Annotated in this window: 14 protein-coding genes; 9 read left to right on the top strand and 5 right to left on the bottom strand. The window is 71.4% G+C overall.

Features of this window, described 5'->3' with window-relative positions; translation table 11 throughout:
- Positions 1–272: 272 nt before the first annotated feature.
- Entirely contained in the window at positions 273–992 is a 720-nt protein-coding gene (locus HCK04_RS08630) for a PIG-L deacetylase family protein (RefSeq protein ID WP_142646637.1), read from the bottom strand.
- Between the two features lie 65 nt (positions 993–1,057).
- On the opposite strand from HCK04_RS08630, the gene pcrA reads away from it, so the two are divergent.
- Positions 1,058–3,367, top strand: a complete 2,310-nt coding sequence (gene pcrA, locus HCK04_RS08625) for a DNA helicase PcrA (RefSeq protein ID WP_142646635.1) — start codon at positions 1,058–1,060, stop codon at positions 3,365–3,367.
- 353 nt (positions 3,368–3,720) lie between these two features.
- Here pcrA and HCK04_RS08620 read toward each other — a convergent pair whose 3' ends face one another.
- The gene (locus HCK04_RS08620) at positions 3,721–4,614 is read right to left on the bottom strand and encodes a hypothetical protein (protein ID WP_142646633.1); all 894 of its coding nucleotides are present in this window, start codon (positions 4,612–4,614) and stop codon (positions 3,721–3,723) included.
- Positions 4,615–4,902: 288 nt separating this feature from the next.
- Between HCK04_RS08620 and HCK04_RS08615 the strand changes: the two genes are divergently transcribed.
- From HCK04_RS08615 to HCK04_RS08600, 4 genes are all read left to right on the top strand, one after another.
- Positions 4,903–5,304, top strand: a complete 402-nt coding sequence (locus tag HCK04_RS08615; protein WP_142616475.1) for a cobalamin B12-binding domain-containing protein — start codon at positions 4,903–4,905, stop codon at positions 5,302–5,304.
- Between the two features lie 157 nt (positions 5,305–5,461).
- On the top strand, positions 5,462–6,643 hold the full coding sequence (gene sucC / locus HCK04_RS08610; RefSeq protein WP_142646631.1) for an ADP-forming succinate--CoA ligase subunit beta: 1,182 nt from the start codon (positions 5,462–5,464) through the stop codon (positions 6,641–6,643).
- Positions 6,643–7,518: a succinate--CoA ligase subunit alpha gene (sucD, locus tag HCK04_RS08605; RefSeq protein WP_142616477.1), complete on the top strand. Its 876-nt coding sequence runs from the start codon at positions 6,643–6,645 to the stop codon at positions 7,516–7,518. The genes sucC and sucD overlap by 1 nt, the downstream gene beginning before the upstream one ends.
- 175 nt (positions 7,519–7,693) lie before the next feature.
- The gene (locus HCK04_RS08600; RefSeq protein ID WP_142646629.1) at positions 7,694–9,355 is read left to right on the top strand and encodes a DUF6350 family protein; all 1,662 of its coding nucleotides are present in this window, start codon (positions 7,694–7,696) and stop codon (positions 9,353–9,355) included.
- Here HCK04_RS08600 and HCK04_RS08595 read toward each other — a convergent pair.
- The 3 genes from HCK04_RS08595 to HCK04_RS08585 all read right to left on the bottom strand — a co-directional run bounded on the left by HCK04_RS08595 (position 9,334) and on the right by HCK04_RS08585 (position 11,516).
- Positions 9,334–9,798, bottom strand: coding sequence for a MerR family transcriptional regulator (locus tag HCK04_RS08595; RefSeq protein WP_142646627.1), 465 nt, complete (start codon positions 9,796–9,798; stop codon positions 9,334–9,336). The two genes, HCK04_RS08600 and HCK04_RS08595, sit on opposite strands and share 22 nt — an antisense overlap.
- Before the next feature lie 18 nt (positions 9,799–9,816).
- The gene (locus HCK04_RS08590; RefSeq protein WP_142646625.1) at positions 9,817–10,875 is read right to left on the bottom strand and encodes an NADP-dependent oxidoreductase; all 1,059 of its coding nucleotides are present in this window, start codon (positions 10,873–10,875) and stop codon (positions 9,817–9,819) included.
- Positions 10,876–11,111: 236 nt separating this feature from the next.
- Positions 11,112–11,516, bottom strand: a complete 405-nt coding sequence (locus HCK04_RS08585) for a hypothetical protein (RefSeq protein ID WP_142646623.1) — start codon at positions 11,514–11,516, stop codon at positions 11,112–11,114.
- Between the two features lie 167 nt (positions 11,517–11,683).
- Between HCK04_RS08585 and purN the strand changes: the two genes are divergently transcribed.
- From purN to HCK04_RS08565, 4 genes are all read left to right on the top strand, one after another.
- The gene (gene purN, locus HCK04_RS08580; protein WP_142646621.1) at positions 11,684–12,340 is read left to right on the top strand and encodes a phosphoribosylglycinamide formyltransferase; all 657 of its coding nucleotides are present in this window, start codon (positions 11,684–11,686) and stop codon (positions 12,338–12,340) included.
- Positions 12,337–13,878 (top strand): bifunctional phosphoribosylaminoimidazolecarboxamide formyltransferase/IMP cyclohydrolase, encoded by a 1,542-nt coding sequence (purH, locus tag HCK04_RS08575; protein WP_142646619.1) that lies wholly within the window; start codon positions 12,337–12,339, stop codon positions 13,876–13,878. The genes purN and purH overlap by 4 nt, the downstream gene beginning before the upstream one ends.
- A 127-nt stretch (positions 13,879–14,005) precedes the next feature.
- Complete coding sequence (locus HCK04_RS08570) at positions 14,006–14,173, top strand: hypothetical protein (RefSeq protein ID WP_168065741.1); 168 nt, start codon at positions 14,006–14,008, stop codon at positions 14,171–14,173.
- A gap of 25 nt (positions 14,174–14,198) precedes the next feature.
- Positions 14,199–15,044, top strand: a complete 846-nt coding sequence (locus HCK04_RS08565; RefSeq protein ID WP_142646617.1) for a bifunctional methylenetetrahydrofolate dehydrogenase/methenyltetrahydrofolate cyclohydrolase — start codon at positions 14,199–14,201, stop codon at positions 15,042–15,044.
- The last annotated feature ends 86 nt before the right edge of the window (positions 15,045–15,130 follow it).

Genomic DNA, 15,130 nt, shown 5'->3' with positions numbered 1-15,130 from the left:
CGTTCTCCACCCGGGGGTGGAGAACCCGTCCGCCCGGCTCACCCCGGCCCGGTCCGGCCTGCTGGGCCCGGCGCGCTCAGCCCCCTCAGCCCGGCCTGTGCCGCGCACCTCGGCTCAGCCCCCCTCAGCCCGGCCTGTACCGCCCACCTCGGCTCAGCTCGCTCAGTCCGGCCCGGTTCGGCCTGCTCAGCCCAGTCCGGCCAGCCAGCCCGCCGGCTTGGTCCGGCGCGCCCGGCTCCGCCCGGCCCGGTTCGGCCTCGCGCAGGATGATCTCAGGCGGTGACCACCCGCTGGAACGCCTCGACGTACGAGCCCTCGGGGAGGCCCGCGGCGGCGGCGTGGCTGGAGAGCATGCCCTTGACCATGCCGTCCAGGTCGGGGATGTGCGAGGTCTGGCTCTCGTGCGCGCGCAGCGCGGCGATCTTGCGATCCACGGTCAGGGTGACGTCGATGTAGTGGTTGGGGGTCATGCCGCCGGTGAGCCACACTTCGCGTACGGTCCAGGCGTCGAGGCCCTCGTCGGCGAGCAGCTCGGGAAAGGCATAGGGGTTGCGGGCGTCGGGATAGACGGCGTCGAGGGTGGCACCGCCGACCGCGCGGTGGTCAGGGTGGCTCGGGCTGATCCGCGCGTAGTTGCGTTCGGGGGTCGAGGTGATGACCAGGTCGGGCCGCACCTGGCGGATCACCCGGGCGATGTCCCGCCGCAGGCCGAGCGTCTGCTCGACCGCGCCGTCCCGATAGCCGAGGAAGCGCAGGTCGCTCACACCCACGCACTTGGCCGCGGCGGTCTGCTCGGCACGGCGCAGCGCCGCCATGCCGCCGTTGTCCACCGCACGGTCGAAACCGCCCGCGTCGCCATCCGTGACCAGGCAGTACGTCACCTCGGCCCCCGCCTCGGTGAACCGGGCGACCGTGCCCGCCGCGCCGAAGTCGATGTCGTCGGGGTGAGCGACGACCATCAGCACTTTCTTGATATCCGCCTCGTCCAGCACGAGCAGTCCTCCTCAAGGTCCGGCACATCACCTTAAACGTGACATGCCGGGCGAGTGGGCCCCGGATGTCGGTGCGCGGTCATAACCTAAGGAGAGTGTCCACCCGAGCCGCCACTCATCCATTGCTCGACGGCCTCAACCCGCAGCAGCGGGACGCCGTCACCCACCAGGGCAGTCCGCTGCTGATCGTCGCCGGGGCCGGCTCCGGAAAGACCAGGGTGCTGACGCACCGCATCGCCTATCTGCTGGCGGAGCGTGACGTCCAGCCGGGGGAGATCCTCGCGATCACCTTCACCAACAAGGCCGCCCGCGAGATGAAGGAGCGGGTCGACAAGCTCATCGGGCCGCGGTCGAGGGCCATGTGGGTCATGACGTTCCACAGCGCCTGCGTACGGATCCTGCGGCGCGAGGCGAAGCGGCTGGGCTTCTCGTCCAGCTTCTCGATCTACGACCAGGCCGATGCGCAGCGGCTCATGGCGATGGTGTGCCGCGAGCTCGACCTCGACCCCAAGCGTTATCCGCCGCGGTCCTTCTCCGCCCAGGTCAGCAACTTCAAGAACGAGCTGATCGACTACGAGACGGCGGCCGACCGGGCATCGACCCATCTGGAGCGGACGCTCGCCGAGGCCTACCGCACCTACCAGCGGCGGCTCACCGAGGCCGGCGCGATGGACTTCGACGACCTGATCATGCTGACGGTCACGCTGCTCCAGCTCTTCCCCGACGTGGCCGAGCACTACCGGCGGCGGTTCCGGCACGTGATGGTCGACGAGTATCAGGACACCAACCACGCGCAATACATGCTGATCCGCGAGCTGGTCGGGCGGCCCGAGGTGCGCACCGCCGACGGCGACGTGGTGCGGGAGGGTGTCGAGCCCTCCGAGCTCGTGGTGGTCGGCGACGCCGACCAGTCGATCTACGCCTTCCGCGGCGCGACGATCCGCAACATCCTGGAGTTCGAGCGCGACTATCCGGACGCGCGGACGATCCTGCTGGAGCAGAACTACCGCTCCACGCAGACGATCCTCAACGCCGCCAACGCGGTCATCTCCCGCAACGAGGGCCGCAAGCCGAAGAACCTGTGGTCCGACCAGGGGGCGGGCCCCAAGATCATCGGTTATGCGGCCGACAACGAGCACGACGAGGCCATGTTCGTCGCGCAGGAGGTCGACCGGCTCTGCGACGACCACGGTGTCTCCCCCGGCGACGTGGCGATCTTCTACCGCACGAACGCCGCCTCCCGTGTGTTCGAGGAGATCTTCATCCGCACCGGCCTGCCGTACAAGGTCGTGGGCGGGGTGCGGTTCTACGAGCGCAAGGAGGTCAAGGACCTGCTCGCCTACCTGCGGGTCCTGGCCAACCCCGACGACATGGTGTCGCTGCGGCGCATCCTCAACGTGCCCAAGCGCGGCATCGGCGACCGTGCCGAGGCGATGGTCGAGGCGTTCGCCAACCGGGAGCGCATCGGCTTCTGGGAGGCGCTGCGCCGGGCCGACGAGGCGCCGGGCGTGGCCACCCGCTCGCTGAACGCGATCCGCGACTTCGTCGCGATGCTCGACGAGCTGCGCGGCAAGGAGCTTCCGCTGTCCGACCTGGCGGAGGAGGTGCTGCGCGTCACCGGCTACCGGACGGAGCTGGAGACCTCGGGCGACCCGCAGGACGAGAGCCGGCTGGAGAACCTCAACGAGCTGATCGCGGTGGCCGCCGAGTTCGAGGAGGCCAACCCGGATGGCACGCTCGTCGACTTCCTGGAGCAGGTCTCGCTGGTCGCCGACGCCGACCAGATCCCGGGAGGGCCCGGAGGGGTCGTACCCCCGGGGGAGCGCGCCCCCGACGACCACGGCGGGGTGGTCACGCTGATGACCCTGCACACCGCGAAGGGCCTGGAGTTCCCCGTGGTGTTCCTCACCGGCATGGAAGACGGCGTCTTCCCCCACATGCGCTCGCTGAGCGACCCGAAGGAGCTGGAGGAGGAGCGCAGGCTGGCGTACGTCGGCATCACCCGGGCCAAGGAACGGCTCTACCTGTCCCGGGCGGCGGTCCGCTCGGCGTGGGGCGCGCCGTCGTTCAACCCCGCCTCGCGCTTCCTGTCCGAGGTGCCGGGCGACCTGATCGAGTGGCGCGGCGACCCGGGCAAGACCGCCTGGTCGGCCGCGACCTCGCGCCCGGCCGCCCGTACGGCTCCCGCGCCGAAGACCGGCGGCCGGCAGATCCCGAGCCTGTCGCCCGGCGACCGGGTCACCCACGACACGTTCGGGCTCGGCACCGTGGTGGCGGTGGACGGCCAGGCCGAGAAGACGAGAGTGAAGATCGACTTCGGCAGCGAGGGCGAGAAGACCCTGCTGCTCGCCTACGCCCCCATCGACAAGCTCTGACCTGAGCCCGGAGCCGGAGCTCGGGCCCGGGTGTGTTGTGCGGACGAGCGCGCCGAGCGCGGGTGTCGGGAGTCGGATGGTCTGCGCCGGATGTCCCGGGCGGTGGGCCATGCGAGCCCAGCCGGAGCGGTGCGTGGCCCTCTGAGCCTTGCAGGTCTCCGCGCCATGCGGGTCTCCGCGCCATGTGCGGGAGGCCGGCACGAACGGAGCGGCCGGCCGGAGCGGTGCGCGCCCGGCTGGAACGAACGAAGCGGCCGGCCCCGGGTGACGATCACCCGGAGACCGGCCGCCTTCGTCGAGCGCCGTGCGGGGGGGCTCGGCCGCGCGGTTCAGTGCCTGATCGGCCGCGCGGTTCAGTCGGGCAGGATTACGGTGCCAGACGTCTCCGGCACGTCACCGTCGAGGTCGGACAGCTTGGCGACCTTGCTCTTCGGCGGCGCCTTGACCGTGACCTTCCTGCCCCAGCCGGCGTACGTGCTGTCGGTGGACAGGTTGAAGGTGAAGGTCTCGCCCTCGGACTTCATCTTCAGGTCGACGCTGGCCGAGGCGCGGCGGACGAGCTGGTCGGGGCCGATCCACAGCTTCCAGGACACCACGTTCTTGGCGGGGTTGGACCCAATGGCGGCGAGGCTGTTCTTGACATCCGGGTTGGCCTTCATGAGCTGGCCCAGCGTGATGGTGCCGCGATAGAGCGTGGTCTTCGCGCCGTTGACCCTGCCGCCGGGACCCTTGGCCTTGGTGGTCGCGAGGACCGCCTTGAGGTTGTGCCAGTCGAGGGGGTTCAGCGGGCTCGCCGAGGCGTTCGGCCGCACCCCGGGGAGCCGCAGCCAGGTCTTGCCCTCGGGGAGCAGGCTCGTGTAGACCCCGCCGGAGAAGTAGGCGGTCGAGCCGATGACGATCATGCGGAGAGGCTTCTCCGCGTCCTTCAGGTCCTCATCCTCGTCCTTCAGCAGCTCGCTGTATTTGGACTTCTGCGTGCTGTCCGAGGCGACGACGCCGGACCGGCCGAAAGCGTAGCCGCCGTTCGAGGTGTATTTGATGGCCGTGACGCCTGCGAGGCTCAGCTTGCCCGTGGAGACGAAGCGTACGCCGTGGCCGGAGACGAACTGCTTGCGCAGCGCCGACACCGGGTCGGCGGCGGGCGCCTGCGCCTGAGTCGAGGTGTGAGCCTGCGCGGGGGCGGCGACGGCGGGCGCCACGAGCGCGGCCGTCGCGGCGCACGCCAGCGCCATGAATGCTCGCTTCAAAGTGATTCCTCCCGTAGGTGCCCTCAAGATCAGGAGGGCAGCTGGGAAATCATTGCGGCTCATGATCACGAGAGCGTCACGAAAATCAGCATTTCCTGTGAGTTTTCAATTTGTGATCCGAATTCGGAAGGTTGCATTCCGCTGCGAAAAGGCCGGGCGCGTTGCCGCCGAGCGGGCGGACGGATCACCCCATGGAGAGGGAACGGCCGACCTGCGGGGGCGTTCCGGGGCCATGCCTCGGGCGGCGGTTACGCTTCGGGCAGCGAGCACCATCTGCGGGAGGTCTTCATGGCAGGCAGGATTCGGGTCGTCATCGCGAAGCCGGGGCTCGACGGGCACGATCGCGGCGTCAAAGTGGTGGCGCGGGCGCTGCGCGACGCGGGCATGGAAGTCATCTACACAGGGCTGCACCAGACGCCGGAGCAGATCGTCCGTACGGCGATCCAGGAGGACGCGGCGGCGATCGGGCTGTCGATCCTGTCCGGTGCCCACATGACGCTGTTCGCCCGGCTCTTCGAGGTCCTGCGGGAGGAGGGCGCCGAGGACATCGTGGTGTTCGGCGGCGGCATCATCCCCGAAGCGGACATCCCCGAACTCACGAAGATGGGAGTCGCCCGGATTTTCACGCCCGGCTCCACGACCCAGGAGATCGTGGAATGGGTCCGTTCGGCGGTTCCAGCCACCGTTTAGGCATTTTGCCCAACCTTGCCGTACTCCAGGGTTGTTGGCAAGGCTCCGGCGGGACCCGACGACGCGGCCACGCTCGTACGGGGACTAGGCTTCATGCGCGGAAACGCCGGGCGGGACGACGGCGCCCGGCCTCGGACATCAAAAGGGACGGACCCTCGTGGACCTGTTCGAACATCAGGCGAAGGAGCTCTTCGCGGAGTACGGCATCCCGGTGCCGCGCGGAATCGTCGCGCACACGCCGGAGGAGGCGCGGGCGGCTGCAGAGCAGCTCACCGGACGCGTTGTCGTCAAGGCCCAGGTCAAGACCGGCGGGCGCGGCAAGGCCGGCGGCGTGAAGGTGGCCGACGACGCCGCCGACGCCCACGCGAAGGCGACGCAGATCCTCGGCATGGACATCAAGGGCCACACGGTCCACAAGGTCCTGATCGAGGAGGCCAGCCAGATCGCGGAGGAGTACTACTTCTCCTTCCTGCTCGACCGCGCCAACCGCACCTTCCTCGCCATCTGCTCCGCCTCGGGCGGCATGGACATCGAGGAGGTCGCGCACACCGCGCCGGAGAAGGTGGCGAAGGTGCCGGTCAGCCCGCTGACGGGCGTCGACCGCGCCAAGGCCCGCGAGATCGCGGTGGCGGGCGGCCTGCCGCAGCAGGCGCTGGACGGCGCCGCCGAGCTGATCGAGAAGCTCTGGGCGGTCTTCGTCGACGAGGACGCCACGCTCGTCGAGGTCAACCCGATGATCCTGTCGGCCGACGGCCAGGTGAAGGCCCTCGACGGCAAGGTCACCCTCGACGACAACGCGAACTTCCGCCAGCCGGAGCACGCGGCGTACGTCGACAAGGCCGCGGAGGACCCGCTGGAGGCCCGGGCCAAGGAGAAGCACCTCAACTACGTCAAGCTCGACGGCAACGTCGGCATCATCGGCAACGGCGCGGGCCTGGTCATGTCCACGCTCGACGTCGTGGCGTACGCGGGTGAGGAGCTCCCCGGCCAGCCCAAGCCGGCCAACTTCCTCGACATCGGCGGCGGCGCCTCGGCCGAGGTCATGGCGAACGGCCTGGAGATCATCCTGTCCGACCCGTCGGTGAAGTCGGTCTTCGTGAACGTCTTCGGCGGCATCACCGCCTGCGATGCGGTCGCGAACGGCATCGTCTCCGCCTTCGAGCTCCTGCGGAGCCGGGGCGAGGAAGTGACCCACCCGCTGGTCGTCCGCCTGGACGGCAACAACGCCGCCCTGGGGCGGCAGATCCTGGCCGACGCCGCGCTGCCGCGCGTCGAGCTGGTCGACACGATGGACGAAGCGGCCAAGCGCGCCGCCGAGCTCGCCGCGGTAGGTGCGTAATGGCTATCTGGCTCACCGAGAACAGCAAGATCATCGTTCAGGGCATGACCGGTGGTGAGGGCACGAAGCACACCCGCCGCATGCTCGCCGCCGGCGTCAAGGTCGTGGGCGGCGTGAACGCCCGCAAGGCCGGCGTCACGCACGAGGGCCTGCCGGTCTTCGGCACGGTCAAGGAGGCCATGGAGCAGACGGGCGCCGACGTGTCGGTCGTCTTCGTGCCCCCGGCCCACACCAAGGCCGCCGTCCGCGAGGCCATCGACGCCGAGATCCCGCTGTGCGTGGTCATCACCGAGGGCGTGCCGGTCCACGACACCACCGAGTTCTGGGCGTACGCCGTCTCCAAGGGCAACAAGACCCGCATCATCGGCCCGAACTGCCCCGGCATCGCCTCGCCCGGCGCGTCGAACGCCGGCATCATCCCGGCCGACATCACCACCAAGGGCCGCGTCGGCCTGGTGTCGAAGTCCGGCACGCTGACCTACCAGCTCATGTACGAGCTGCGTGACATCGGCTTCTCCACCTGCGTCGGCATCGGCGGCGACCCGGTCATCGGCACGACGCACATCGACGCCCTCCAGGCGTTCCAGGACGACCCGGAGACCGACGCGATCGTGATGATCGGCGAGATCGGCGGCGACGCCGAGGAGCGCGCGGCGGCCTACATCAACGAGCACGTGACCAAGCCGGTCGTCGCCTACGTCGCCGGGTTCACCGCGCCCGAGGGCAAGACCATGGGCCACGCGGGCGCGATCGTGTCCGGCTCCGCCGGCACCGCCCAGGCCAAGAAGGAGGCCCTGGAGAAGGTCGGCGTCCGCGTCGGCCGTACGCCCAGCGAGACCGCCCGCCTGATGCGCGAGATCATGTCCAGCCGCTGATCTCATACATCCGGCTGTCGTCCGCGACCTTGTGCTCCCACCGCCGTGGTGGTGTGAGCGCAAGGTCGCGGTCGTTTCCGGGGCCCGGCCGGTGCGCGTGCCGATGCGTCCGGATTGCGTACTCCCCGGCGTGGCGACGTGGAGCAACGCCGCCGGGCTGGGATGATGCGGTAACGTGACGGGCCTTCTCGACCAGTTCAGGACCGCTCCCCGCGCCGTGCTCGGCCGCACGGGAGCCGGGGACGACGAGGAGACCCGCCGGCCGCTCCCCGTCTCGGGCATGCTGGCCGCGGTCGGGACGCTCGGCGTCGGCCTGGCCGTGCTCACCACGCTCACCCTCATCGGCTGGATGGCCGCGCCCCGCGGGCCGTTCGGCGAGGGCCTGCCCGGCGTCTTCCGTACGGCCTGCCAGCTCTGGCTCGCCGCCCACCACGCCGGTTTCGCGATCCCCGGCGGCCGGGTGGGCCTGCTGCCCATCGGCCTGATGATCCTGCCGGGGGTGCTGCTCTATCGGGCGGGCCTGTGGATGGCGCGCGACGCCGACCTGCGGGTGCGGATGCCCGCCCGGCTGCCCAAGGGCACGCCGCGCGACGTCGAGAACGCCCGGCGCCGCGCTCAGCTCGCCCTCATCGCCCAGGCCGGCATCTCGCTGGCCGCGCCGTACGCGCTGCTCGCCGGGGTGATCGCCCTCGTCTCCGGCAACGAGATCATGGAGCCGTTCCTCGGAGAGGCGCTGGTCAGCCACCTGCTGCTGGCGTTCGTCACCGGATCGGTGGCCACCGCCCGCACGATCGGGCCGTGGCGCTCGATGCTGCGCCTGCTGCCCGAGCGGCCGCGCTCGCTCGTGGCGGGCACGGCCGTCGCGACCGCGCTGATGCTCGTGGCCGGGGCCGTGCTGGTCCTCGCGGCCGTGGTGGTCAACTTCGCCCGGATCCAGCAGATGTCGGAGGTGCTCAGCCCCGGAGTGGTCGGCGGCCTGCTGCTCCTGCTCCTGGAGGTCCTCTACTTCTTCAACGCCGTCATCTGGGGCATGGCCTACATCTCCGGGCCGGGGTTCGCGGTGGGCGCCGGGACGCTGGTCGCGCCCACCGGGGTCAAGCTGAGCGCGGTGCCCATGCTGCCGCTGCTGGGCGCCCTGCCGTCGTCCGGAGCCGCGCCCCCGTGGGTCATGAGTGTGATCGCGGTGCCGTTCGCGGCCGGTGCGGTCGCCGGCGTGGTGACGGCCCGCGTCGCGCCGACCCCTTCGATCGAGGCCGCGCCGCTGTGGGGGTTCGTCTGCGGGATCACCTCCGGGCTCGTCGCGGGAACGCTCGCCGCGCTGTCGGGCGGCCCGCTCGGCGGGGCGGGCCTGGCCGCCGTGGGGCCGTCCCCCTGGGAGGTGGCGCTGTCGGTCACACTGGAGGTCGGCGTGGCCGCCGGGATCTCGGCCGGCATCGCCAACTGGTGGCTGATCTCCCGGCGTCCTGCCACCCCGCCCGAGCCGGTGCGGAAGGCCGGAGCCGTGATCGCCAAGGCGGCCGGGCGGGTGCGGCCCACACGCGGCGCCCACCTGCCGGGCCACTGGCTGGACGCCACCGAGGCCGACACCCAGCCGATCCCGGTCATCAGGGACGACTGGACCGACGAGCACGCCGCGGCGGCGGCGGAGACCTTCGACGCCATGGACGCGCGGCGGGCCGGGGCCGCATCCCAGACCCCCGGGAAGCCGCGCAAACCGGCGCCGAAGCGCCGTGACCCGAGCCCCCCGCCGGCGCCGCGCAAGGACATCGTGGACGAGACCGACGACCGTGGGGGTCACGTCATCTACGTCGATCCCTACGCCTGGGACCGCGACTGATCCGCCCGCTCCGTACGCTCCGTACGGTCTGTGTGGTCTGTGCGCTCCGGCCCGGCGATGGCCGAGGCGAGCCGGTTCCGCAGGTCCGTCAGGCGGGCGATCTCGGCGTCCAGGGCGGCGATCCGGCGCTGCACGACCCTCCTGCCGCCGCCACTCCCGTCGCCGTTGCCGTCGCCGTTGCCGGAGCAGCCGGGGCTGCCGTACGGCGGAAGCGTGTCGCCCTCCAGCAGGTGCAGGCGGTCGGCGCAGCGGGCGACGTCCTCGATGGTCAGGCCGAGGGCGAGCAACTGCCGCACCAGGCGGATGCGGGCGATGTCCCTCGGGCCGTACTCCCGCTGGCCGGACGAGGTCCGCGCGGGCGGCGGGAGCAACCCGCGCTGCTCGTACAGGCGTAGGGCGCGTGGCGTGGTCCCGGCCGCCGCCGCGGCGTCGCCGATCCGCATGAGACCTCCCGGCTGTGGTCACATCTCGATGACGACCGTCCCCACGTGTCGTCCTTCGAACAACTCACGCAACGCCAGCGGCGCGCGTTCGATGCCCGCGATCCGCGTGTGCGGGAAGGTGACGGCGCCCGATCGCAGCCAGGCGCCGAAGCGCTCCGTCCACTCCGCGTGGACCTCGCCGTCGACGCCGACGAGGCCGCGGATGGTGATGTTCCTGGCGATGAGCTGGAAGGCGTCCAGCTCCACCGGGGCCGTCGTGCCGCCGGACGCGGGCGAGAGCTGGGTGGCCAGGGTGCCGACCACGACGAGGCGGGCGCCGGGCCGCGCCGCGGCCACCGCGGCCTGAAGCTGTTCGCCGCCCACGGTGTCGACGACCACGTCGACCCCGTCGGGCGCGGCCTCGGCCAGCCGTCCGCCGATCGGGCCGCCGTCGCGGAGCACCACCGCGTCGTAGCCGAGCTCGGCGGTCATGCGCCCGGCCTTGGCCGGGGAGCCGGTGGTGCCGATCACGCGCGCCGCGCCCAGTTGCCGGGCGATCTGCCCGGCGAGCGACCCGACGCCTCCGGCGCCCCCGGTGACGAGCACCGTCTCGCCGGCGCGCAGGCGGGCGATCCGGGCCAGGGCGGCGTACGCGGTCGCGCCGCCGGACGCGAGATGCGCGGCGGGGTCGGGCAGGGAGTCGCCCAGCGGCGCGGTGGCGGGCACCGCGGCGAACTCACGCCAGCCCTGGAAATGCGCGATCAGGTCGCCCGGCCGCAGGTCGCCGTCCGCCGGGGCCGCGACGACCTCGCCGACGGCCGGGCCGAACAGCGTGTCTCCGGGGTGGAGCGCGGGGAAGGGCGTGCCGGGCACCCCTCCGGCGATCAGCGTGCGCAGCGAGGGGAAGACCTGGAACCAGCGGTTGCGCACCAGCACCTCACCGTGCCCCGGCACGGGCAGCGGGACCTCGGCGATGGTCAGATGCTCGGGGCCGGGAAGACCACCGGACGGAACCTCGGCGAGGCGGATCTCCCGCGCGGTGCGGGGCAGGCTCGCGGTGGTGGCCAAAGTCGTGGCGCGGGGCAGGGTCGGGGGCATGGCGACTCCCACGGTGTCGGGAAAGGGACCGCTCGTACGGCCACGGCCGCACAAGCCCCGCGACGCTAACCCCTGACCCGCGCGTCAAGGGCAAGCCCGGCGAGCCGTACGCGACGCCGCGCGGCTCACCCGCCGTCGTGTCGTCAGGCGGGGGGAGGGGACTACGGCGTGTACGGCTTGCCCGTGGCCGTCAGGCGAGGGCCGGGGCTACGGCGTGTACGGCTTGCCCGTGGCCGTCAGGCGGGAGCCGGGACCCCGGAGGGCCAGGCCATGCCCATCTTCCGTTCGAACGACCGCATCAGCTGCTCGGAGCAGTCCTGCTGGGCCGCCACCGTGCCCGCGCCCTTGCGGCACTCGTTGTAGGCGTTGAGCTCGTCGGAGAAGTAGAGCTGGAATCCCGTGGTCACGATCCCCAGGACGAACGCGAGCGACGACAGCACGACGGCCCCGGTCGCGAGTCCGATCCCGCGTCGTTCGCGGCTGAGCAGGCGGAGGTCACGGATCGCGATGACGATCGCGAATATCGACAGCGCCAGCCCGGCCGCAGGCAGCATCAGCGTGAAGACCAGGGCCATGATGGCGAGCGCGAGCGCCCGGCGACCTCCGGTCGCAGGGGTCGGCGTCTGCAGGGGTGTTGTCACGGTCTCCTCGCCTCGCGTTCCGCATAACCCGTCGTCAGTCGTGATGGCCGGCGCCCGATACGCTTTAGCTGCGTCGAGGGACGGTCCTCCACGCTCGACCACTCTCTAAGGAACCATCTCCCGGCAACCACCTGCAAAACGAAGGCAGCTCACGAAGGAGTTCCGCTCTGTCCGTCCGGCTTGTCGTCCTCGTCTCGGGTTCGGGGACCAACCTGCAAGCGCTGCTGGACGCGGCGGCCGACGACGCGTTCGGCGCGGCGGTCGTCGCCGTTGGGGCCGACCGTACCGGTATCGAGGGCCTGGCCCGGGCCGAGCGCGCCGGCGTCCCCACGTTCGTCGAGAGGGTGGGCGACCACCCGACCCGGGATGAATGGGACGAGGGGCTTGCCGGGCGCATCGCCGAGCACAAGCCCGACCTGGTGGTCTCCGCCGGTTTCATGAAGATCCTCGGTCCTCGTGTGCTGGGCGCGTTTCCCGTGGTCAACACCCATCCGGCGTTGCTGCCCGCCTTTCCCGGCGCGCATGCCGTGCGCGACGCCCTCGCGTACGGCGTCCGCGTCACCGGCTGCACCGTCCACCTCGTGGACGCGGGCGTGGACACGGGCCCGGTGATCGCCCAGGAGGCGGTGCCCGTACGGGAGGGGGACGACGAGGAGTCGCTGCACGAGCGCATCAAGACCGTCGAGCGGCGTCTTCTCGTCGAGACCGTGGGCCGCATGGCCCGCGAAGGCTGGACCCTGACCGAGCGGACCGTGCGCCTCGGGACGGGACGAGTCGCAGGACAGGCCGCAGACGGCCCGACACCAGGAAGGATCACGAAGTGACCCGCATTGCCATCCGCCGTGCGCTGATCACCGTTTACGACAAGACGGGTCTCGAGGACCTGGCGCGGGGGCTTGAGGCCGCGGGCGTGGAGATCGTGTCGACCGGCGGCACCGCCGCCGCGATCGCCTCCTACGGCGTGCCGGTCACCAAGGTGGAGTCGCTCACCGGATTCCCCGAGTGCCTGGACGGGCGGGTCAAGACCCTCCACCCGCGGGTGCACGCCGGGCTGCTCGCCGACGGCGCCAACCCCTCCCACGTCAAGCAGCTGGAGGAGCTGGAGATCGAGCCGTTCCAGCTCGCGGTGGTGAACCTCTATCCGTTCGCCGCCACGGTCGCCTCCGGCGCGTCCGACGCCGAGTGCGTCGAGCAGATCGACATCGGCGGCCCCGCGATGATCCGCGCCGCCGCCAAGAACCACGGCACGGTGGCCGTGGTCGTCGACCCCGCGGTGTACGGCCAGGTGCTGGCCGCGGTCGCCGAGGGCGGCTTCACGCTGACCGAGCGCAAGAGGCTGGCCGCCACGGCGTACGCGCACACCGCCGCCTACGACGTCGCGGTCGCGTCCTGGTTCGCCAACGTGTACGCGCCCGAGGGCGACTGGCCGTCGTTCATGGGCGCGGCGTGGAAGCGCAAGACCGCCCTGCGGTACGGCGAGAACCCGCACCAGGCAGCGGCCCTCTACACCGGCGAGAAGGGCGGCCTGGCCAACGCCGAGCAGCTCCACGGCAAGGAGATGTCCTACAACAACTACGTGGACGCCGACGCCGCCTGGCGGGCCGCCTGGGACTTCGCCGAGCCGTGCGTGGCCATCATCAAGCACGCCAACCCCTGCGGCATCGCGGTGGGCGCCGACGTCGTCGAGGCGCACCGCAAGGCGCACGAGTGCGACCCGGTCTCCGCGTACGGCGGGGTGATCGCGGTCAACCGCGAGGTGACCCGCGAGCTGGCCGAGCAGATCGCGCCGATCTTCACCGAGGTCGTGGTCGCGCCGTCGTTCGCGGCGGACGCGCTCGACGTGCTCAGGGAGAAGAAGAACATCCGCCTGCTCGCCTGCCCCGAGGGCCCGTCGAACGCCGCGGAGTTCCGCCGCATCGACGGCGGCCTGCTCGTGCAGACGGTCGACCGGGTGGACGCGCCCGGCGACGACCCGTCCACGTGGGAGCTGAAGACCGGAGAGGCGGCCTCGCCCGAGGTGCTGGCCGATCTCGCCTTCGCCTGGCGGGCCTGCCGTTCGGTGAAGTCCAACGCGATCCTGCTCGCGTCCGGCGGTGCGACCGTCGGCGTCGGCATGGGCCAGGTCAACCGGGTCGACTCGGCCCGGCTGGCGGTCTCCCGGGCCGGCGAGCGCGCGGCCGGGTCGGTCGGGGCCTCCGACGCGTACTTCCCCTTCCCCGACGGCCTGCAGGTGCTGGCGGAGGCCGGGGTGAAGGCGATCGTCGAGCCGGGCGGCTCGATCCGCGACGAGCTGGTCATCGAGGCGGCCAAGGAGGCGGGCATCACGCTCTACTTCACCGGGACGCGGCACTTCTTCCACTGATCGAGAAGGCCGGACCTATCGGCATGGAGAGGTGATTGTTGGGGCGGATGGGGTGAAAGCGGCATGATCACCCCATTTGGGCGGTTAATCTGAAGCGCCTACCCCATCCTCTCCACGGAGTCTCTCCATGCCCCTTGATACGATCATGAGCTCCTTCGCGACGTTGAGCGGCGTGTGGAACAGCCCGATCGCGCTGCTGCCCGTCGCCGCGATGGCCGCCTACTTCGGCTGGCGGATCGTGGAGTTCATCCCCTTCACCCGCCGGATCATCGAGCGGCGCGAGGGGGGAAGGTAACACACCTGGAAGGACGGGAAGTGCCATGACCGCGCGGCTTCTGGACGGCAAGGCGACCGCCGCCAAGATCAAGGGTGAGCTGGCGGAACGGGTGAAGGCCCTGGCGAACCGGGGCGTCACCCCCGGCCTGGGCACGATCCTCGTCGGAGACGATCCGGGCAGCCAGATCTACGTCGCGGGCAAGCACCGCGACTGCGCCGAGGTCGGCATCACCTCCATCCGCAAGGACCTGCCGGAAAGCGCCACCCAGGCCGACGTGGAGGCGGCGGTCGACGATTTGAACGCCGACCCGGCCTGCACGGGCTACATCATCCAGCTGCCGCTGCCGCGCCACCTGGACACCCAGGCGCTCATCGAGCGCATGGACCCGGCCAAGGACGCCGACGGCCTCCACCCGGTCAACCTGGGCAGGCTCGTCCACATGGTCGACGCCCCGCTGCCGTGCACGCCGCGCGGCATCGTGGTCCTCCTCCAGGAGTACGGCGTGCCGCTCAAGGGCGCCGAGGTCGTCGTGGTCGGCCGGGGCATCACCGTGGGCCGTCCGCTGGGCCTGCTGCTCACCCGCCGCGCGGAGAACGCCACCGTCACGCTCTGCCACACCGGCACCCAGGACCTGGCGTCCCACGTGCGCAGGGCGGACATCGTGGTCGCCGCGGCCGGAGTGCCCCACCTCATCACCGCCGACATGGTCAAGCCCGGCGCTGCTGTGCTCGACGTGGGCGTCTCCCGGGTCGACGGCAAGCTCACCGGTGACGTGGCTCCCGACGTACGCGAGGTCGCGGGCTTCGTCGCCCCCAACCCCGGCGGGGTGGGGCCGATGACCCGGGCCATGCTGCTGGCCAACGTCGTCGAAGCCGCCGAGCGCGCCTGATCAACCGGGCTGCTCCGCCGGGCTGGTGCGCCTTCACCGGGCTGCTCCGCCGGGCTGGTGCGCCGGATTGGTCTGCCGGTTTTCTC

Source organism: Microbispora sp. CL1-1 (assembly GCF_012034195.1).
Classification (GTDB): domain Bacteria; phylum Actinomycetota; class Actinomycetes; order Streptosporangiales; family Streptosporangiaceae; genus Microbispora.
Note: the sequence above shows the minus strand (reverse complement) of the source record. Positions and strands in the feature narration are given on the sequence as shown.

Excerpts from the sequence above, each read along its gene's own strand:
- HCK04_RS08570 (WP_168065741.1), top strand. The coding sequence starts at position 14,006 with ATGCCCCTTGATACGATCATGAGCTCCTTCGCGACGTTGAGCGGCGTG.
- sucD (WP_142616477.1), top strand. The coding sequence starts at position 6,643 with ATGGCTATCTGGCTCACCGAGAACAGCAAGATCATCGTTCAGGGCATG.
- HCK04_RS08565 (WP_142646617.1), top strand. The coding sequence starts at position 14,199 with ATGACCGCGCGGCTTCTGGACGGCAAGGCGACCGCCGCCAAGATCAAG.
- HCK04_RS08595 (WP_142646627.1), bottom strand. The coding sequence starts at position 9,798 with ATGCGGATCGGCGACGCCGCGGCGGCGGCCGGGACCACGCCACGCGCC.
- pcrA (WP_142646635.1), top strand. The coding sequence starts at position 1,058 with ATGTCGGTGCGCGGTCATAACCTAAGGAGAGTGTCCACCCGAGCCGCC.
- HCK04_RS08615 (WP_142616475.1), top strand. The coding sequence starts at position 4,903 with ATGGCAGGCAGGATTCGGGTCGTCATCGCGAAGCCGGGGCTCGACGGG.
- HCK04_RS08590 (WP_142646625.1), bottom strand. The coding sequence starts at position 10,875 with ATGCCCCCGACCCTGCCCCGCGCCACGACTTTGGCCACCACCGCGAGC.